Source organism: Costertonia aggregata, from assembly GCF_013402795.1.
GTDB classification, from domain to species: Bacteria; Bacteroidota; Bacteroidia; order Flavobacteriales; family Flavobacteriaceae; genus Costertonia; species Costertonia aggregata.
Map to the genome: position 1 here is coordinate 1,088,717 of NZ_CP058595.1, position 20,618 is coordinate 1,109,334.

Consider the following 20,618-nt stretch of genomic DNA (forward strand, 5'->3'; position numbering starts at 1 on the left):
GAATGGGTTCTGTGCTTTTAGATAAAATATAAGAACTAGATAAGTCGATTATTCCTCGCTTTTGTCCATTTCGGAAAGAAGAGAAGTAGCAAGGCCGTCAAGGAACAGGGTTCGACTTTTTTTCCTGTTTTTGATGTCCTGATAGGTTTTGTAGATATCCTTTGGTTCAAAGTCAAATATTTCTTGTAGCATCTTTGAAATTTTAACAATACTTGACTTATGTCCTTTAGATATTCCTGCAGCCTCTAGTGCGTAGACGAGCTCTACCCAATCTGTATTTGTGAATGGCCAATCAATTTTTTCATAGTTTTTTGAGTCTATCTGTTTTCCGTTGACCTTGTACTTAATTGCGTTTTGTTTTTCTTCCATATAATCAACTAATGCACTAAAAGCTCTATACTTGCCTAGTAACATATCTCTTGGAGTACAAAAATCAGGGTCTTGGAAATAAAATTTTGATGTGGTTATATGGTAGGTGGCTAGATAGTTTCGCGTATAATATTCTTTATCAAAGTGAATTGAGCCTGATTTGACATACTGTCCGAAGTCAATATTGTATAAAAAGAACCGATTAAGCTTTTTGATTTTTTTCTTTACAACTTTTAATTGAGCGACTTTGTCCGCTTTTGGAAATTGAATTTCGAAAGAACGAATCTCAGAATAGTAAATGAGTTCTTTAAGCGGCACCTGTTTGGTATGTTTGAAGAATAAAATTTCGTCTTTTATTGAATCAAAATCGTTCAACAGTACTTCTCGCTTAAATGTACTTAATAGATTTCTGCATAATATTATCGAACGATTTGCTCGGTCTAAAATGGATAGTTTTTCGAGCTTTATCTCATTCAATTTAGTGAGAAGTTCTTTGGATAATTTTTGTAGGTTCATTTGCAACCATTCATACAGTTCTGACCCTTTTTACAAAGGATAATCTTAAAATAGGTCGCTTAGTTGTGTTGTTAGAATTCTTTAATATTTACGCGCGTAGAACTAGTACTCTATAAGTATAAGTCTTCAGGCCAGCTGAAACCAAAGAACAGGTTGCAAAATACCAATTTGACCTGGAAATACTCGTGTTTAGTTCCGTAGATAAATACGTAACACACCGTATATTCCTACGGAAGCAATAGGAAGTTTAGTATACGGGCTATTTTGCTTTTTGTCGATAACGAATAATGAATTCTCGCCTATTTTTCACGCCTGTTTTCTTGTATATATTCGATGCGTGTTTAGAGACTGTGTTTTCGGCAATGAACAAGTCTTCTGCAATTTGCTTATAGCTCAGATTACTGAGAATCGATAAAGTGATTTCAATTTCTCTACGAGTTAAATCTTCATAGATAATTTTGGTTTTGGTAAGATTGATAGCCTGCTCTTTACTCATTGCAAATACCTCGTACATCTTGGTTTTATTTTCTAAAAAGAACAAGTGCCTATCTATTTCAATGATAGTTATTGCGTAGAACGCCGCATTCATTACTGTAAAGGTCAACCATTGATAATCCCCTATAACTGTAAGGATTGGTAGAAGTGCAATACTGGTCACACTAATAATTGATAGCCTATTTCTTCTAAGAATGTATGCATTAGGATTTTCTGGATGCGAAATTCTCTTATAGAATAACCAAAGAAATACAAATGCAATAACCGAAATTGGTATTGTAAATAACAATCTGGCGTAGTCCAAGGATTCTGTCAAAAAATATGGTACTAGATAGAGTACCACAAAACTGCAAGCGGATAGAATTGCTAGATTCCTAATGGAAGAGTTAAATCTGAGAACGATAATATCATATTCTTTATACAGGTAGAATACAATATAAACACAGAGCACAATGGCTACACTGTAGGTAATAATGTATTGGAAAATTATTGGCCCAGGTAAAGTGTAAGTAGGCAAAAAGCCACCGGTAAAATTGTAGGTTATGAAAAGAATTCCAAGTGTTACAAATCGTTTATAACCACTGGAATATTTACGGGTAGAATAGTATAAAGTGAATAATACAATGACCGTATCCAATAACAGATAAAAAAAGGTCGTCCAATGTATTGATGTTCCAAACATTTGTCTTTCTCATAGTTGCTCAAATTTGTTGGTCACTAGATTTTTTGTAACGTTGTTCCAGTGAAATATGCATCCGTTCATTGCTACATAAACATCTGGTTTTAAAAATTGCAGTGAGCATATTGCATAACCTAAATTAAAAGGTGCATCTGTATCTTTTGATGAGCCTAGAACGAATGAACCAACTATTACTATCGTTTTCTTCAGATTAAATTTTCCTATGTATTTTGCGGTATCTACCATTGTTAGAGTACCGTGGGTTACAATTATCTTATTCTCGTCGGCCAAACCAATTCTATCAACTAATAAATCACGGTCAGCATCAGAAATGAATCGACTGTCTTTTTCAAAAGCACTTTCTATTTTGTAGAAAAATGAAACATTTGCAGACCTAAAAAAATCTTCGATTGAAATTTGGGTCTTCTTTTTTAATTCATAATCCAAACCTGCAATTGTACCACCTGTTGTCAAAAACCTGATTTTCATAAAATGTTACCGTTCTGTATAGTAATCTTTGGCCGATTCTTGGGCAGCTATTTTAGGACATAATGTAAGACGAATATTTGCAGAGTAAATAGGATTATTATCTAGTTGTGTGGCACAAACACACAATCTCTTTAATTAAGTGCAAGACAACTTCATTTTCGTCCTGTTGGCACCAACTCTGTTCTTGTATTTTGCCAAAATAGCTTCGATGTAAAAAGGGCTACTATAATTATCATCCCCTTTAAAATGGAAAGAAGTAATAGTGAGATGAATTATTGTCCTAGACAACTAAATTAGAAATTAAAGAATGAGAATAAAACCTGGACAGATATCACCGAACTTCGAAACCTTTGACATCCACGGCAACTGTATAGATTTACATAAACTATCTCATAATAAGATACTACTAACTTTTTTTAGATATGCTGAGTGTGCGTTATGTAACCTAAGAATTTCAGAAATAAGGAATGAATCCGAGAAATTAAGGGATTTGGACATAAGGCTAATAGCAGTATTTCAAAGTAGCAGTAAAAGTTTAATTGCTGCGTTTAACGAAACGTCAGCATTCAACATAACTATTATCTCAGACCCGAAGTTAGAGTTATATAATTTGTTTGGAGTAAGACCCTCTTGGATAAAATTGATAAAGACTACATCCTACAACGGTATTAAGAGTATGATTAAAGCTTCTAAACTTGGTTTTAAGTTGGGCGGTAAAGTGGAGGGAAAATTTCATCAAATACCCGCTGATTTTTTGATTGGTAAAACTAAAAAAATTGAAATAGCCCATTATGGAAACAATCTAATTGACCATATCCCAATCGAGACGATTATAAATACTTCTGGACTCAATTGAAATGCACCGTGTTTTCAAACAATTACCATACAACTTCATTTTAGTCCTATACATAAATAATTCATTCCAATATATTCCACCGCTTTAATCGAGCATCAATGAAAAAAATAACCATATTGTTAATAGCCATTACAATGAATTTACATTTATGCTTTATGCAGAATTATATAAGAGACACCAAATCATTAGAAGATATTGTTGAAGCATTCTATTCCCGTCATATTTCGATAGTTATTGCTATAGCTATGTTTAAATTGAAAGACCAATGAAGCAACCAAATTTCCGATTGGATAATCAGACTGTTGTAATAACGGGTGCGAGTAAGGGCATTGGCAGGGGAATTGCAACAATCTTAGCTAAGGCTGGTGCTACCACCATACTCTGTTCTCGTAACCTTAAAATGTTAACTGAAGTTGAAGAAGAAATTAAAAACGACAAAGGAAAGGCCCATAGCTTTCAAATGGACGTTGCTTCGGTAGAAAGCATCAATCACACTTTTAAACAAATATCGGATAGGTTCCATAAGATAGATGTTCTTATAAATAATGCTGGACTCGGCTGCAATCATTCTGCTTTAGACGTTACAGAATCTGATTGGGACGAAATGATGAACGTTAATTTAAAAGGACTCTTCTTCTGTTCGAAAGAAGCTGCCAAAAGTATGATTAAGAACAATTATGGTAGAATAATAAATCTAAGTTCTCAAGCTAGCTTGGTTGGAATAAAAGACCATTCTGTTTATTGTGCATCCAAAGGTGGCGTGAATTTATTAACCAAAGTTTTAGCTTTGGAATGGGCAAATAAAGGCATAACTGTCAATGCTATTGCACCCACTTTTACATATACATCGGGCACAGCTGAAAGATTAGATGACGCAAAGTATTTAAAAAACGTACTTGACAGAATACCTGTTGGAAAGGTAGCCGGAATCGATGATATTGCTTCGGCGATTTTATATTTAACAAGTTCATCATCTAGTATGGTAACGGGAAGTATTTTAACCATTGATGGCGGGTGGACTGCTCAATAAAAAATCATAAAAGATTATGTCATTCTCAAAACATAGTAAGCTGATTTTTATATTTTGGATAGCCCTATGCATCCAATGTAAACCGAAAAACACAACGAAAGCAAATAAGGAAGAGCCTTTGATGAAATTAAGTGACGATTATGTTCTACAATTCAACGAAAATTTTAATTCCAAGGAATTAGATAGCACCAACTGGCTGCCGTACTTTTTACCGCATTGGAGTTCAAGAAAGCAAGCCGCGGCCAATTACGAAATCGAAGATGGAAATCTCGTTTTGAAAATTACAAAAGAACAGCAGCCTTGGTGCCCTTCCTTAAATGGAGATATAAAATGCTCGAATATTCAAACAGGAATTTATTCTGGTGCTATAGGTAGTAAGATTGGGCAGCATAGGTTCAGTGAAGATTGTGTGGTAACTGAAGAACAACCAACTAAAAGACTATATACGCCCAAGTACGGTTACTTCGAAATAAGAGCCAAAGCCAATATAGAGCCATCGGATATGGTTGCCTTTTGGATGATAGGTTTCGAAGACAGACCCGAACATTCAGGGGAAATCTGTATTATGGAAATATTTGGTCACCAGATAGAAAAAGATAGTCTTATTAACGGCTCTGGGATTCATCCTTTCGGCGACAAGGGTCTGGTGGATGATTTTCATTATGATAAACTGAAAATGGACATCTCGGAGTTTCATACATTTTCGGTGGATTGGCAACCCAATTTTGTCAAATATTATGTAGATGGAAAGCATATCCGAACTATAAATCAATCCCCTAACTATCCAATGCAGTTTATGATAGATATTTTTGAGTTTCCTGATAAACCACAATCGGAAGTATCTGCTTATCCGAAGGAATTCATCATAGATTATGTTAAGGGTTATGGTTTGAAAGAATAGACTGCATTATTACATACGTCTGATATAACTTCATTCGAAATAAATCCAACCGAACTTTGATTTCGTCCTATTGCGGCCCAAGGCACTCAATTATCTTTATTTTCTTAAGATATTAGAAGATAAATGAGGATATTTTTCAGAGCTGTTTTAGTTGGAATAGGAGCAACATTCTTGACCGACCTATGGGCTTTCTTGCTTCGTCTTTTTGATGTTAAAAGCAACGGATTACAGATTATAGGAAGTTGGTTGTCCACCAATGTCCTGAACGTTCCGGATAGTGCCACTGGAGTATTGGCTAATGGTTGGATAATCGGTTGGACGGCCCACTATATCGTGGGCATTACTTTTGCCATCATTTTTCTTGCTATCGTTAAGTCTCAATGGTTTCAAAAACCGACTTGGAGTAAAGCACTCATTTATGGGATAGTCACCTTGGTGTTTCCATTATTTATGGTTTGGCCGACTTTGGGTTTTGGTGTGGCTTTTTCTAAAACACCAATACAGGGTACTCTGATAATAAAGGCCATTGGGCTGCATTTAGTTTATGGGTTGGGACTATATCTTACCGCTTTTTTAATAAACAAGTTCAATTCACACAAGTCTTCTAAAAAAAGAATGTCAGCTCGAAACTAGCACTTCACTGATTAATAATACCATTGACCTTTAATTAAATCCTACTACAAAGGTGGGTTTAAAAAGACCTTTGTACCTGCTAAAAATTACTGGCGGGTAATGGTAAGAAATAGAGTTCCAAAAAAACAGGATATTGGTAAGGTAAATGGGCCACTTTTCCCATTGGCTTTGGCAATGTTGATGGGTTCATTGGGGATGAGCATTGCAAATGTCGCGCTGCCAAGATTGTCCATTGATTTTGCCATTCCGGTACAGACCATCCAATGGGTAGTTTTGGGATACCTTCTTGCCATTACCGTATTTGTTGTTGGTGCGGGCAGATTGGGCGACTTATTGGGCCAACGGAAAGTTTTTCTGTCTGGAATAATCGTGTTTCTACTCGGCGCAGTCATCTGTAGTATTTCCAAGGATTTTTGGCTTTTGATTGTGGGAAGAGTAATTCAAGGTATTGGGGCGGCAGCCTTAATATCGCTTTCAATGGCTTTTGTGCGAGAAACTGTTCCTGACACCAAAACGGGCTTTGCTATGGGTTTATTGGGAGCAATGTCCGCAGTTGGAACTACATTGGGTCCAACGGTTGGCGGCGTTTTAATTGGGCATTATGGATGGCAATCTATTTTTCTCGTTTTCATCCCATTAACTGCCGTAAACTTTATACTCGCAGTACGCTACTTGCCTAAATCTAAAATCAGGCCAACCAAGTTTTCCCTTTCCCATTTTGACGTAGTCGGCACACTACTGTTGATGGTCGTATTGAGTTGTTATACACTATCGGTCACCATAGGTGAATCGATGTCCCAATCAAATAGATTTGCAATGGTTCTTACCAGTATAACGTGCTTCGCTCTTTTTGTTTATGTAGAAAAAAGGTCTACAAATCCTCTGTTGGATTTAACCCTGTTTCAAAATAGAAAATTGACAATCAGCCTGGCAATGAACATACTCATCGCAACGGTTATGATGTCCACCTTGATTGTCGGGCCTTTTTATTTAATCTACGCACTAGGTCTTAAAGAAGCCATAGTAGGGTTGGTTCTATCTGTTGGTCCTTTTGCCGCTGCTGTGGCAGGTGTTCCAACTGGTAAAATTGTTGACCGTATCGGTGCAAAAAGAACCTTGTTTATTGGATTGTCGGTTATGCTACTGGCATCGTTTTCATTGGCAATCCTACCTATCTACTTTGGTCTATTGGGTTACATAATATCAATTCTTTTTCTAACCCCAGGTTACCAACTTTTCCTATCTGCCAATAACACAGAGGTGATGTTGAATGCGGAAAATGAGCAGCGTGGTGTCGTTTCGGGCATTCTGAATTTATCGAGGAACATAGGATTGATTACCGGCGCTTCCGTAATGGGTGCAATTTTCGTGTATGCAGCAGACCATAAAGAGGTCGAGTCAGCAAGTGTGGCAATAATAATCAATGCTATGAAGGTTACCTATCTCGTGGCAGGAACAATGGTTCTTACCGCACTAGTACTTTCTCTTTTTATGCCGAAACCTACAGATGAAAAACCAAACCAATAATGAAGAATATATACTTAAAGGCTTTATGGGTCTTATCACTGATAGTATTTGCGAATACTTGCAAGGCTCAAATAAAGGCCAACCAGTTCAACTCTTGGTGGTATTATTCGGGCACATATCAATTTAACGAGCGTTTTAGCACCAATTTACTCTATGCGTGGTCAAGACACGATTTCGTTAAGGAGTGGCAAATTTCCAAATTAGGATTGAGCGGAAATTACAATCTTTCCAAGAATTTTGGAGTTGGATTAAGTTATGAATGGGCCATCATCTTTCCCTATGGTGAGCTACCTGTACCTGAAAAAAGAGTAGAACATCGTTTTTTGGAAAGATTTTATTTTAGGGATAAAGTAGGTAAGTTCTCTATTGGGAGCACAATAGAGATGGAGCAGTTTTTCAGGAATGGAGAATTTCTGCAACGAGCGAGATTAAGGGCAGGTTTTCGCTTTCCGCTACTTCGCAATGATGAGAGCAGACAGCTTTTGGGAATGTCATTCTTCGAGTTGATTTTTATCGCTATGGGTGGTGGCCAAGAGGCTACCTTGACGCAAAATCGAATCTATGGTGGTTTCGATATTGCTCTTTCAAAAAATCTTACATTGGGTCTGGGCTATCTTAACCAATATATTATAATTCGGCCAGAAATCATCGAGAACGACCATACCTTGTTAGTTGGCCTTTTTCATCGGATAAGTTTTAAAAAAGATTAGTCCAAAGCGTTTTTCAGTCGTTTAGATACCACATCCCAATTGATGATATTGAAGAATGCATCGAGATACGCTTTGCGTTTATTTTGATATTTCAAATAATACGCGTGTTCCCAAACATCAACTACCAACAAGGGTAAAGTATTCCATAGGGTTTGGTTCTGATGCTTTTCGGCTTGTAGAATTAATAGTTTTTCACCGAAAGGCTCAAAAGCCAAGATACCCCAGCCCGAACCTTCCACTTTGGCAGCACTGCTAATGAAGTGGGTCTTGAAGTTTTCAAAGCTTCCATACTGCTCGTCAATAAGAGTTTTTAGTTGTGTTTTGGGCATAGTTTTGGTCGGATTCATATTTTCCCAAAACAGACAATGTAGTATATGGCCAGAACCGTGAAATGATAGTTCCCTTTCCCAATGTTTTATCATTTCGTAATCTTGTTTGTCCTTCAATTCTGTCAATTGTTCCAATGCTTTGTTCAGTCCGTTTACGTACCCCTGATGATGGATTTCGTGATGTAATCGCATTGTTTGCTCATCGATAAATGGTTCTAGTGCATTATATGCATAGGGTAATTCGGGAAGAGTATTATTAATATTGATAATATTCTGATTATTAGGGGTTCTGCCCCAAAGTGGCAGGAACGATAGACCTAGTGCGCCAAGAGCAGAAGTCTTCAAAAAATCTCTTTTTTCCATATCCAATTTCGTATTTTTGCTAGTGCAATTATCGTAGTTTGGAACTTGATTGCATCGAACAATCCAGTTCAAGATGTTTAATCCAAAAACTCTATGATAATACTTTTAAAATTAGACGGATATGTAGTGTTTACGGTAGGACTTTAGTGAAATACAATTGCACGATATTCTATAAAGATAGTCCTATGAGCAATATACCTGTACGAGAAATAGACAACACTAATTTTTGTGGAAAAGACGATGGTTTCAAAGTATTGGATGTTGCCAACTTTTGCGGCAAAGAGAATTTTAAAAGCGAATTACATCGTCACGACTTCTATTTTCTGCTACTGATTTCCAAGGGTAGGGGAGCCCATACCATAGATTTTAGAGAATACGAGATAAAGGACAATAGTTTCTATATAATGCGACCCGGACAAGTTCACCAACTTTCATTGGAAAAGGGTAGTCAAGGCTATCTCATTGAATTTGCAAATGGGTATTATTACCCAAATGGCGATATACTTCAAAAAGCACTTCGAGACGTAAGCAAATCCAATTTTTATGATTTGGGTGAAGATGTTGCAGTATCGATTCTTGACTATATGCATAGAGTATATCAAGAATTCACGAATAGCCAAATAGGTTCAAGAGAAATAATTAATTCCAATCTTGATTCCATTTTCATTAATTTATACAGGCATTACTTGACCGAAAAACCCGATTTTGAAGTTGACCATTCCATACAATTACAGCTTGAATCGTTTCTGGACTTACTTAATACAAATCTTCGTGAAAAGAAGCGGGTCGAAGATTACGCCGAAATGCTCAATCTCTCACTTTTTCAATTGAATAGAATTACGAAGACCACGATGAACAAAACGTGTTCCGAGGTTATAGCCGACCATATCGTACTGGAAGCAAAAAGATATCTTTTAGGAACGAGCAATCAAATCAAAGAGATTGCCTTTGAATTGGGTTACTATGATGTTTCCTATTTTACCCGTTTCTTCAAAAAACAAACTGGGAAAACACCTGAAGAGTATCGCAACGACTTTAAGTAAGTGCTATTCAAATTAGAGATAATCCAAATACATACGAGTTTGCGTGCGTAACTTTAGCTTTCAAAATTTAGACTATGGACACATCTTTTGACAAGCAGTACACCCAATTCTGGGAAGAAAGATATGGTGCATCTGAATATGCCTATGGCAAAGAGCCCAATGTTTTTTTTAAAGAGTGCTTGGATAAACTAAGCCCTGGCAACATACTATTGCCGGCCGATGGCGAGGGAAGAAACGGTGTATATGCAGCAACCCAAGGTTGGGAAGTAATATCCACAGACTTAAGTCGGAGTGGTAAGGAAAAAACAATGCAGTTAGCCAAAGACTTTAATGTATCTCTTGATTATGAGGTTGGCGATATTTTGGAAATGGATTTTCCCGAAAAAAGTTTTGATGCAATCGCTTTGATATACGCCCATTTTACTGGCAATAAGGTTTCGGAAATTCATCAAAAACTGGTCAAATTATTAAAACCTGGTGGCATCATAATTTTTGAGGCCTACAGCGAAAAGAATTTGGAATATAAAAAAGTCGACCACAAAGTTGGGGGACCAATGGATATTGATATGCTGTTTTCAAAAGATAAAATCAAAAGGGATTTTAAGGGTTTCCAAATAATTCAATTGGAGGAATTAGATGTGCAATTGTCGGAGGGTAGCTTCCACAATGGCATTGGAAATGTTGTTCGGTTCGTTGGCAAAAAGCATTTGGATTGATTCTTTTTCAGGAACTAGAGCTAAGTTAAATATCCGAATAAATGGAAACAAGTACCTTTAAAAAGAAAGTACTTGGTCAGTAAATTGTTTAAATACATCGCTGGCAATAGCTTTGTCAAATGCCTTAGCCGTTACCAAATCATATAGTTTGGCTTTCAATAACTGCCCAAATGACTTTTTATCTAAATTTGGAATATCATTACGTAACTCATCAAATTCATCAAAAATAATTTGCTGGCCGATTCCTAATTTGTTGACTTCTTTGAGAACTTTTGCGATAAGTGTTTTTAACTCTTCCTCTGAATCACTAATTTTAGAATAGTCGGTAACTTTCGCTTTTCTTGCTTGTTCAATATTCAATTTTCCTTCAAGAGTAAGTTTTGCATTCGTATTTTTAGCAGCCATAACATCTACGTAGCCCCTTATTTCCAGCATTTTAGCAAAGTCAAAATCCTCATTGTAGGTATCTAAACCTATGCCGTTCCCTTCAAGAATCCACTTTATAGAATAGTATTTGCCATCAGGGTATAATTCATATAGTTTGGAAAGTATGAGATTTAGCTTTGCTTCAGTATCAAAGTTTCCTCTTTCTTCTAAATCAACCCCATCAGGACTAATCACTGCATCTGCTATGGATAGCATTTTCAAATAAGATTTAAGGCCATCAACCTCACCCTTTAAGGCTTGAATAGTATTTTTTGTTAGTTGAGCAACATTTAATTTGAACCCAGTATTGTAACCTCGGTGTTCTTTAAAGTCGTAAGCAAAATTTATGTTTTCAGGCTCAAAGGAAGTTTTTACAAAATTGATAACTGAATTTTCCCAAGTGAGCTTTGCATCCTTTAGCTCGTTAAGTTCATCTTCGGTTCTTGAAGTTTTATATTTATCCATTAGAGACTTCCCGTCAGAAATATACTCATCAACTTCACTTTTGAAATCTTCCCATTTGACCTTTAAAAGCATACCTAATATTTTAGTTTGTAAAGGTAATAGAATGGAAATTCAAACTGTTAAAGTTTTGTTTGAAGATTGAAACAGTTTATAAATTCTTAATGAGTTTTATTAGCCAATTTTTGATTTGAGTAGTGCCATATCATCACTAACTTTTCTCTCGACCACCCTTGCATAGATTTGAGTTGTGGACAGTTTAGTATGCCCTAATAATTTAGATACAGTCTCTATGGGTACACCATTGCTCAAAGTCACCGTAGTGGCAAAAGTATGGCGTGCCATATGAAAAGTCAGGTTTTTTTTAATACCGCATAAGTCAGCTATTTCCTTCAAATAACTATTTAGTTTTTGATTGGATAACTTGGGCAAAAGACTTGACGTATTGTTAGTTCGATAGTGGTCCTTATATTTGTCAATTAAGACAGCAGCTTTAGGAAGTAGCGGGATTTTGAACGGTGCACCTGTTTTTACTCTTTTTCCCATAATCCAAGGGCTACCATCTATGCCTAATACAATATTATCCTCACTTAATTGTACAATGTCAACATAAGAAATACCCGTATAGCAACTAAAAACAAACAAATCTTTCACGACCATAAGACGCTCTATTGAAGAGGACAAATCTTCAATACTTAGCAATTCAAAATCGGTAAGGAAACCACGTTCCTTCTTTTCAATTTTCATTTTAAAATTTACAAATGGGTCTCTTTCCAACCATTTCATCCGATAGGCAAGAGTAACCATTCTTCTCAAACGCTTAATATGCTTCATTGCAGTATTATTGCCAATCTTAGATTGACCACTTTTGGGTACATACGACCGAAGAAAATCTTCAAAGCCTACAATAAAACTGTATTCGAGATTGAAAAGTGGAATGTCATTCAGTTTATATTCCTTTAGGATATATTCCATCATATACCGTTGGCTGGTCTTATATTGGCCCATCGTATTCTTATGCAATTTGTGTTGCATCTTTTCATTATAGTAGTCAACAAGATTTTGAAAGGATAAACGTGTTTTATCTTCGCCTAAAAATTTAGCTTTTACCATTTGAGAAGTAAAAGGTATTTCATCCCTCTTGAAATCTTCGTAAATCCTATAAACCTTTGATTGTACTTCGTTCAAGTATAGATTGAGAACGCGGGAATCCTTATCGGTCCCATTTGCTCTCTGCAATTTTTCATCCCAAGTCGAAATATTGATTTTCTTTTTGAGACTGATGTTGACGCGTTTACCGTTTAAGGTAATCCGAATGTAGATATTTGCTTTGTTGTTTACGGCACGTTTTCCATACACCCAAAACAGTATAGAGAATGTTGATGAAGTTCGCATAGTTGTCGTCTTTAATGGTTAAACATTCATTGAGACGAAAGTCAAATCAACTATATCAATATGAGTAAGTTACGTTATTCTGTCAACATAATCGCAGATAAAAAAATATGTTGACGATTTGTGACCTTTTAGATGCAAATGATACGAAATTATATGATTGCCCTAAAAACATAAAACCTTGCAAATCATAGGATTTACAAGGTTTTGAGGGATTTTGATTACCCATTTAGCGGTCTGGACGGGACTCGAACCCGCGACCCCCTGCGTGACAGGCAGGTATTCTAACCAACTGAACTACCAGACCATGGCATTAAGCGTGTGCAAATATACACTGCTTATTTAATTGCGCAAACAATTTTATCTTAAATTAAAGCATCGCTACAAAAAATTCTGTCGCTCTACCAAGAATGTATTTAGAACCTTGGAGAAACCAGAACGAACATCAACCCCAACATATTTAATTCTGTATTGGGCACACTTTAATTTCAAAGTGTCACAATAGATCGCAATACTTTTTTCATATTCTTGTTTAATGTTCTCGGCATATAAATCTATGTGCTCCCCTGTTTCTACATCCAAATAGCGTTTGGGTGTATTCGTAAAATTGAAATTATACTCCGTCTCTACATCAAGTACATGAAACAGGACTACCTCATGCTTGTTATACTTTAAATGGCGTAGCGCATCAAATAGCTTTTCATCATCGGTTGCCGTTTGAAACATATCGGTAAACAAAAAAACAAGACTTCTACGTTTTATTTTCTCAGCGATCAAATGTAGATGTGCGTAGGTTTCGGTGATTTTTGTATCATTTCTGTTCAAACTGATTTCTGAGAGTTTGGCCAGCAGCATTTGATGATGGCGCTCACTGCCTTTTTCGGGCGCATAATAAGTATAATGGTCCGAATATACACTGAGCCCAACAGCATCCCGCTGTCGTTTTAAGATATTCATCAAAGCGGCGATAGCCAATACGCCAAAACCAATTTTATTTAGAGCATCAATACCCAAATTTTTAATTTCCGGATAGTACATCGATGCTGAATTATCCAAAATCATATGGCATCTCAGATTGGTCTCCTCCTCATAACGCTTGGTATAGAGCTTATCGGTCTTTGCATAAAGCTTCCAATCAATATGCTTGGTACTTTCTCCGTTATTGTAAATTTTATGTTCGGCGAATTCAGCGGAAAAACCATGAAACGGACTTTTATGTATTCCACTTATAAAACCTTCAACAACTTGGTTGGCCAAAAGTTCTAAATTCTGAAAAAGGGAAGCTTTATGTAATTCGGATTGTATGTTCACATCTCTAAGATAAGAAAAGCCTACAAGCTCCCAAAGAGTAAACAATAAAGTTCAGGGCAATAAAAAATCCCATCTTAAGAGATGGGATTTAAAATTTTATAATTTCTCCAAGCTTTAGGAGTTTAGTGGCTACAATGCCGCATCAATAGCATCGGTATATACTTTTTTTGGGGAAACCCCTACTTGCCTGCTTACGATTTCACCATCTTTGAACACCAAGACCGTAGGTATATTACGCACTCCGTATTTTGCGGCAAATTCCTGATTGGCATCAACATCTACCTTACCTACTACCGCTTTACCTTCGTATTCATTGCTTACCTCGTCTATTACCGGGCCTACCATTCTACAAGGACCGCACCAAGCTGCCCAAAAATCCACTACTACCGGTTTATCACTTTTTAAGACTACTTCATCAAAAGTAGCGTCTGTTATTTCTAATGCCATGATTGTTTACTTTTAAAGATTATACAAAGTTAGTCAAATATTCTGCGTATTCCTTACTACTTTTATATACGTTTTGGTTATGACCAAATTGACAAAGCCTATACCCTTAATTTAATTTATAGTGCACTTGGCTCTCTTCCAATCGATGCAGCAGTTCACTGGAAATCTGGACTTTTTGTTTTCTGCTGGACAGGTTTACCTTTATTTCCTCTTCCATTTCATAAATAACGAAATTTAACGGGTGATTGCCTTTGTGCGAAACCAAGGTATCTTTTAATTGATGGATATTCTCTTCTTTCAATTCGTCTATATTCAGTTTAATGGTCAATTTCTTGGCATAGGCCTCCATCACTTCTTGAAGTAATATAAAGCTATTGAACTGCATACGTGGGTCTCCCTTTTTACCCGTATCCCTATTGACCCACCCTTCTTTTACGTACATTTTCACGTACACAAAAGAATTTATCATCAAGAAATGCCTGAATTTTAGATACTCTTCGCCAAAAATCCGGAATTCAAAAGAATCCGTATAATCCTCCATGGTAAATAACGCCCATCCTTTTCCGTTTTTGGATATTCTATGCTGCACATCGGTGATGACACCGGCAAAAGAAAGTTCCCGATTTACATAATGCTCCAGTTCGTTGGCGCAGGAAACGTTTGCATTGCAAAAAGCGTTGATTTCAGTCTTAAAATCATCTAACGGATGCCCGGAAATATAAATGCCGACCACTTCTTTTTCCCGTCGTAATTTTTCCATGGTACCCCACTCTTCACACGGTGGAACAACAGGTTCGGGAATCTGTGCTTCGCTCATGCCACCGAACATATCCATCTGAGACGAATTTTGGTTTTCCTGATATTTTGCGGCAGATTTAATGACCTTTTCCAAAAAAGTAATTCCGTCGCCTTCATCGTGAAAATACTGTGCACGATGTGTGGTACCAAAAGAGTCGAACCCACCGGCAACGGCCAAGTTTTCAAAAGCTTTTTTATTGGCGGCACGCAAATCGATTCGTTTTGCCAAATCAAAGACCGATTTGAAGTTCCCATCTTTTTTTCGGTGGGCTACAATGGTTTCCACTGCGGAACGCCCTACCCCTTTTATCGCCCCCATCCCAAAACGAACGGCACCATCTTTGTTCACGGCAAATTTATAGTACGACTCGTTCACATCGGGGCCCAATACATCCAATCCCATACGCTTACATTCCTCCATGAAGAAAGTAACCTGTTTGATATCGTTCATATTGTTGCTAAGAACCGCAGCCATGTATTCCGCAGGGTAATGCGCCTTCAAATATGCTGTTTGATAGGCAATGTAGGCGTAACAGGTAGAATGGCTTTTATTAAAGGCATAGGCCGCAAAAGCTTCCCAGTCCTTCCATATTTTTTCCAAGGTTTCGGTTGGATGCCCATTGGCCGCACCACCTTCCAAAAACTGTGGCTTCATTTTTTGCAGCACCGCAAATATCTTTTTCCCCATCGCCTTACGCAACACATCGGCATCACCTTTTGAAAAGCCCGCTAATTTTTGGGAAAGCAGCATCACTTGTTCTTGGTATACCGTAATCCCATAGGTCTCCTTTAGATATTCTTCCATATCGGGCAAATCGTAGGCGATTTCTTCCCTACCATGTTTACGCGCAATGAAACTGGGTATATATTCCATAGGTCCGGGACGATATAAGGCATTCATGGCAATAAGGTCATCAAACACCGTTGGCTTGAGATCCTTCATATGTTTTTGCATTCCCGGGGATTCATATTGAAATATCCCAACTGTATCCCCCCTTTGAAAAAGCTCATAGGTCTTTTCATCATCCAAAGGAAAATCATCGGGCACCAAATCAATACTATGTTTCGCTTTTACGATTTTGACGGTATCCTTTATTAACGTCAAGGTTTTTAAACCCAAAAAATCCATCTTCAAGAGCCCTGCACTTTCAACGACCGAGTTATCGAATTGGGTCACATACAAATCGGAATCCTTGGCAGTCGCCACGGGAACAAAATTGGTAATATCATCCGGTGTTATAATTACGCCACACGCATGAATACCTGTATTCCTGACCGAACCTTCCAAGGTTCGCGCCATATTCACGGTTTGCCCTTCCAAATCATCCGTTTCGGAAATATTCAAAAGTTGGTTTACCTTTTCGTAATCCTCAGCCCTGAACTTCTTTTTTAAATCAGCATCCGATTGGCCGAAAATCTTGCCAAGCTTGGACATGGTGGGAATCAACTTTGCAATACGATCTGCATCGCCCAAAGGCAAATCTAGTACCCGAGCCGTATCACGTATAGATGATTTTGCCGCCATCGTACCGTAAGTGATGATCTGTGCTACTTGATTTGCCCCATACTTGTTGATTACATAATCCATGACCTTTCCCCTGCCCTCGTCATCAAAATCGATATCAATATCGGGCATGGATACCCTGTCCGGATTTAAGAACCGCTCAAAAAGCAGGTCATATTTTAATGGATCGATATTGGTAATGGTCAAGCAATAGGCCACTACCGAACCAGCGGCCGAACCACGGCCTGGGCCTACCGAAACCCCCATATTTCTGGCTTCACGAATAAAATCCTCGGTAATCAAAAAATAACCGGGATAGCCTGAATTCCTTATCGTATCCAGCTCAAAATCGATACGTTCCCTTATCTCGGGGGTAATCTCGCCGTATCTGGCTTTTGCACCTTCATAAGTGATATGACGCAGATAGGCATTTTCACCACGTTTGCCTCCGTCAGTCTCGTCTTCAGGCACTTTAAACGCTTCCGGAATATCAAATTTGGGCAAAAGCACGTCACGAGCCAGTTCAAAAGGCTCTATCTTATTTATTATTTCTTGAACGTTCAAGATAGCTTCAGGGATATCCTTGAAGATTTCTTTCATCTCGTCCTGAGATTTGAAATAATATTCCTGATTGGGCAGACCATATCGGTACCCGCGACCACGGCCAATGGGCGTTGCTTGTTTTTCCCCATCTTTGACGCACAAAAGAATATCATGGGCATCGGCATCATCCTTTGAACAGTAATATGTATTGTTGGTAGCGACCAATTTTACATTATGTTTGGCGGCCAACTCGACCAAAACCTGATTAACACGGTCCTCGTCTTCCTGCCCATGGCGCATGAGCTCTACATATAAATCATCACCAAATTCTGTTTTCCACCATAGCAAGGCTTCCTCGGCCTGTTTTTCTCCAACGTTCAATATTTTCCCCGGGACTTCGCCATATAGGTTCCCCGTTAACACGATAATGTCTTCTTTATATTCCTGTATGACTTTTCTATCGATACGCGGCACATAATAGAACCCATTGGTAAATGCTATAGAGGACATTTTGGCCAAATTATGGTATCCCTTTTTGGTTTTGGCCAACAGCACGATTTGATAACCGTAATCTTTTACACTTTTATTGGTATGGTCATCGCAAACGAAGAACTCGCAGCCGATTATAGGGGTAATTTCCTGTTTCGCAGCCAACTCCCCATTTTTTTCGGCAGCTTTATTTTTGTCCCGGACCGATTTGTTGTGCGCACCTATTTCCTTTACGAAATGAAACGCCCCCATCATATTGGCATGATCGGTCAATGCCACTGCAGACATTTGATTATCTGCGGCTGACTTGACCAAATCCTTAATACTTATTGTAGATTGCAGTACCGAGAACTGGGAATGATTGTGTAGGTGAGCAAATGCTGCCTCTTCAAGGGTTTTGATATTTTCCTTGATTTCAGCTTGTGAAATACCACCGGTATCTTTTTCCCATAGCGCATCGGCAATTTTTTTTGATGCTTTTTTAAGGTTGATGTGCTTGAGACCGATAAGCGGTATCTCATGCGGGTTGGCCTCCGAAAAGCTTTGGAAGTAGTCTGGTTGGACATCCAACTGTTCGGCCGTGTAGTGTTGTTTGCGAACAAGCTCCAAAAAACAACGGGTGGTAGCCTCAACATCCGCCGTGGCATTATGGGCTTCGGCAAATGGTTGCTTGAATAAGTATTCATGCAGCTCGGTCAACGTAGGTAATTTGAATTTTCCACCTCGCCCACCGGGAATTTGACATAACTGCGCCGTATATTCTGTACAAGTATCCAAAACGGGCAATTGCTGTAAGGAGTTTTCAATACCTAAACGATGAAACTCCGCTCCCATAATGTTTACATCAAAGCCCACATTTTGCCCAACAATAAATTTGGTTTTGGACATTGCGCTACTGAACCTCTCCAAAACCCTATCCAAAGCGATACCCTTTTGCTCTGCCAAGGCTGTTGATATACCATGGATCTGTTCTGCATCATAAGGAATATTAAAACCATCCGGACGTACCAAATAATCTTGATGCTCCAACAAATTCCCCATGCCGTCATGCAACTGCCATGCTATCTGTATACAGCGAGGCCAGTTGTCGGTATCGGTTATCGGGGCATCCCAACGTTTGGGAAGGCCAGTGGTTTCGGTATCGAAGATTAAATACATTTATGATATTTTGTACATGCAAAAAGTATCGATAAAAATAAGGAAAAGTGAGTTTGCTGAAAAAGGGAGTTGTTAGCAGTTATCAACTGCTATTATAATGCTAAATATAGTTCCGAAAAATTGTAAGTTATTTAAAATAGCGTATATTTGCAGCCCTTTTTGAAGGAATTAAGAATTAATAACCAAGGGTCGGGCACCCTACAAATTAATGTGATATGCCAGTAAAGATTAGATTACAGAGACACGGTAAAAAAGGAAAACCATTTTATTGGATCGTTGCCGCTGACAGCCGTGCCAAAAGAGACGGTAAATTTTTGGAGAAGTTAGGTATCTACAACCCCAACACCAATCCTGCTACAATTGAATTAAAAGTTGATGACTCCGTTAAATGGTTGCAAAACGGTGCACAACCTACAGATACGGCAAGGGCTATTTTATCTTATAAAGGCGCTTTATTAAAACATCATTTACTAGGTGGTGTACGTAAAGGAGCACTGACCGAAGAGCAAGTTGAAGAAAAGTTCAACGCTTGGTTAGAAGAAAAAGAAAAAGCTGTCGCCAGCAAGATCGGTGGATTAGACAAAGCCAAAGCAGACGCTAGGGCCGCCGCATTGAAAGCCGAAAAAGAAGTTAACGACAAAAGAGCTGCTGAAGCTGCCGCTGCCGCGCTTCCCGAAACACCTGAAGGTGAAAGTGCCGAAGAGGTAGCAGTAGACACTCCCGAAACGCCACAACCCGATACGGAAAATGCGGATACCACTCCCGTAGCTCCCGTAAAAGAAAAAGAGGAAATCGAAGCTAGTGACAATGCCGCCGAAGCACCTTCTGTTGAAGAGGTTATTGATGCGAGCGACGAGGATGTAAAGCCTGCCAAGACCGGAGAGGAAGAGTAATTTTTGAACGATGCGAAAGGAAGAATGTTTCTACCTAGGCAAAGTTGTTTCAAAATATAGTTTCAAAGGTGAGGTTCTCGTAAAATTAGATACCGATGACCCTGAGATTTACGAAAACATGGAATCAGTTTTTGTTTCAATACGAAACAATCTGGTTCCATTTTTTATAGATAGATGTAGACTGCACAAATCGGCACTGCTCCGTATCGATTTTGAAGAAGTCAAAGATGAAGCCTCGGCCGATAGGATCATGGGCGCCGAACTGTATCTACCGTTATCGTCATTGCCTAAACTTGAAGGCAACAAATTCTATTTTCACGAAGTCATTGGGTTTACGATCATGGACAAAGTACATGGAGGTATAGGAACTATACAAAGCGTAAACGATACTACAGCTCAAGCACTTTTTGAAGTACAAAAGGGAGATAAGCAACTCTTGATCCCTGTTACCGATGAAATCATAACTAAGGTAGACCGTGAAAACAAAACCATCTTCGTCACCACGCCCGATGGTTTAGTAGATCTTTACCTGAATTGAT

At 38.1% G+C, this 20,618-nt stretch carries 19 protein-coding genes and 1 tRNA gene; 10 read left to right on the top strand and 10 right to left on the bottom strand.

All coding sequences use genetic code 11. The features are described from left to right. Positions 1 to 48: 48 nt before the first annotated feature. From HYG79_RS05025 to HYG79_RS05035, 3 genes are all read right to left on the bottom strand, one after another. Positions 49 to 885, bottom strand: a complete 837-nt coding sequence (locus HYG79_RS05025; RefSeq protein WP_179241068.1) for an RteC domain-containing protein — start codon at positions 883 to 885, stop codon at positions 49 to 51. A gap of 259 nt (positions 886 to 1,144) precedes the next feature. Beyond that, positions 1,145 to 2,062, bottom strand: a complete 918-nt coding sequence (locus tag HYG79_RS05030; protein WP_179241069.1) for a helix-turn-helix domain-containing protein — start codon at positions 2,060 to 2,062, stop codon at positions 1,145 to 1,147. Positions 2,063 to 2,071: 9 nt separating this feature from the next. Then, the gene (locus HYG79_RS05035; protein ID WP_179241070.1) at positions 2,072 to 2,548 is read right to left on the bottom strand and encodes an asparaginase domain-containing protein; all 477 of its coding nucleotides are present in this window, start codon (positions 2,546 to 2,548) and stop codon (positions 2,072 to 2,074) included. Between the two features lie 307 nt (positions 2,549 to 2,855). Here HYG79_RS05035 and HYG79_RS05040 point away from each other — a divergent pair, with 307 nt between their 5' ends. From HYG79_RS05040 to HYG79_RS05065, 6 genes are all read left to right on the top strand, one after another. After that, entirely contained in the window at positions 2,856 to 3,404 is a 549-nt protein-coding gene (locus HYG79_RS05040) for a redoxin domain-containing protein (protein WP_179241071.1), read from the top strand. Between the two features lie 265 nt (positions 3,405 to 3,669). After that, positions 3,670 to 4,434, top strand: a complete 765-nt coding sequence (locus tag HYG79_RS05045; protein WP_179241072.1) for an SDR family NAD(P)-dependent oxidoreductase — start codon at positions 3,670 to 3,672, stop codon at positions 4,432 to 4,434. Between the two features lie 16 nt (positions 4,435 to 4,450). Then, a complete protein-coding gene (locus HYG79_RS05050) occupies positions 4,451 to 5,335 on the top strand; it encodes a glycoside hydrolase family 16 protein (protein ID WP_179241073.1) in 885 nt (294 codons plus the stop codon). 123 nt (positions 5,336 to 5,458) lie between these two features. After that, positions 5,459 to 5,968 carry a DUF2938 family protein gene (locus tag HYG79_RS05055; RefSeq protein WP_179241074.1) on the top strand — a complete coding sequence of 170 codons (510 nt, stop codon included), beginning with the start codon at positions 5,459 to 5,461 and terminating at the stop codon, positions 5,966 to 5,968. Between the two features lie 99 nt (positions 5,969 to 6,067). Next, positions 6,068 to 7,495 carry an MFS transporter gene (locus HYG79_RS05060; RefSeq protein WP_179241075.1) on the top strand — a complete coding sequence of 476 codons (1,428 nt, stop codon included), beginning with the start codon at positions 6,068 to 6,070 and terminating at the stop codon, positions 7,493 to 7,495. Then, a complete protein-coding gene (locus HYG79_RS05065) occupies positions 7,495 to 8,205 on the top strand; it encodes a DUF2490 domain-containing protein (protein WP_179241076.1) in 711 nt (236 codons plus the stop codon). Before HYG79_RS05060 ends, HYG79_RS05065 begins: the two co-directional genes overlap by 1 nt. Here HYG79_RS05065 and HYG79_RS05070 read toward each other — a convergent pair. After that, positions 8,202 to 8,897, bottom strand: a complete 696-nt coding sequence (locus HYG79_RS05070; protein ID WP_228027937.1) for a superoxide dismutase — start codon at positions 8,895 to 8,897, stop codon at positions 8,202 to 8,204. The two genes, HYG79_RS05065 and HYG79_RS05070, sit on opposite strands and share 4 nt — an antisense overlap. Before the next feature lie 185 nt (positions 8,898 to 9,082). Between HYG79_RS05070 and HYG79_RS05075 the strand changes: the two genes are divergently transcribed. Both HYG79_RS05075 and HYG79_RS05080 read left to right on the top strand, forming a co-directional pair. Then, positions 9,083 to 9,940 carry a helix-turn-helix domain-containing protein gene (locus HYG79_RS05075; RefSeq protein WP_179241077.1) on the top strand — a complete coding sequence of 286 codons (858 nt, stop codon included), beginning with the start codon at positions 9,083 to 9,085 and terminating at the stop codon, positions 9,938 to 9,940. Positions 9,941 to 10,014: 74 nt separating this feature from the next. After that, complete coding sequence (locus tag HYG79_RS05080) at positions 10,015 to 10,656, top strand: class I SAM-dependent methyltransferase (protein WP_179241078.1); 642 nt, start codon at positions 10,015 to 10,017, stop codon at positions 10,654 to 10,656. 57 nt (positions 10,657 to 10,713) lie between these two features. On the opposite strand, the gene HYG79_RS05085 is transcribed toward HYG79_RS05080, so the two are convergent. The 6 genes from HYG79_RS05085 to dnaE form a co-directional block, all read right to left on the bottom strand. Continuing rightward, the gene (locus tag HYG79_RS05085) at positions 10,714 to 11,619 is read right to left on the bottom strand and encodes a hypothetical protein (RefSeq protein WP_179241079.1); all 906 of its coding nucleotides are present in this window, start codon (positions 11,617 to 11,619) and stop codon (positions 10,714 to 10,716) included. A gap of 99 nt (positions 11,620 to 11,718) precedes the next feature. After that, positions 11,719 to 12,939: a site-specific integrase gene (locus tag HYG79_RS05090; RefSeq protein WP_179241080.1), complete on the bottom strand. Its 1,221-nt coding sequence runs from the start codon at positions 12,937 to 12,939 to the stop codon at positions 11,719 to 11,721. Positions 12,940 to 13,169: 230 nt separating this feature from the next. Continuing rightward, positions 13,170 to 13,243 (bottom strand) — tRNA-Asp (locus HYG79_RS05095). A 74-nt stretch (positions 13,244 to 13,317) separates the two neighbouring features. Further along, positions 13,318 to 14,247 (bottom strand): DUF58 domain-containing protein, encoded by a 930-nt coding sequence (locus HYG79_RS05100; RefSeq protein ID WP_179241081.1) that lies wholly within the window; start codon positions 14,245 to 14,247, stop codon positions 13,318 to 13,320. Positions 14,248 to 14,376: 129 nt separating this feature from the next. After that, a complete protein-coding gene (gene trxA, locus HYG79_RS05105; protein WP_179241082.1) occupies positions 14,377 to 14,694 on the bottom strand; it encodes a thioredoxin in 318 nt (105 codons plus the stop codon). A 106-nt stretch (positions 14,695 to 14,800) separates the two neighbouring features. Then, entirely contained in the window at positions 14,801 to 19,186 is a 4,386-nt protein-coding gene (gene dnaE / locus HYG79_RS05110; RefSeq protein ID WP_179241083.1) for a DNA polymerase III subunit alpha, read from the bottom strand. 215 nt (positions 19,187 to 19,401) lie between these two features. Here dnaE and HYG79_RS05115 point away from each other — a divergent pair, with 215 nt between their 5' ends. Then, positions 19,402 to 20,079 (top strand): 30S ribosomal protein S16, encoded by a 678-nt coding sequence (locus HYG79_RS05115; RefSeq protein WP_179241084.1) that lies wholly within the window; start codon positions 19,402 to 19,404, stop codon positions 20,077 to 20,079. A 10-nt stretch (positions 20,080 to 20,089) separates the two neighbouring features. After that, positions 20,090 to 20,617 (top strand): ribosome maturation factor RimM, encoded by a 528-nt coding sequence (gene rimM, locus HYG79_RS05120; protein ID WP_179241085.1) that lies wholly within the window; start codon positions 20,090 to 20,092, stop codon positions 20,615 to 20,617. Position 20,618 lies beyond the last annotated feature (1 nt).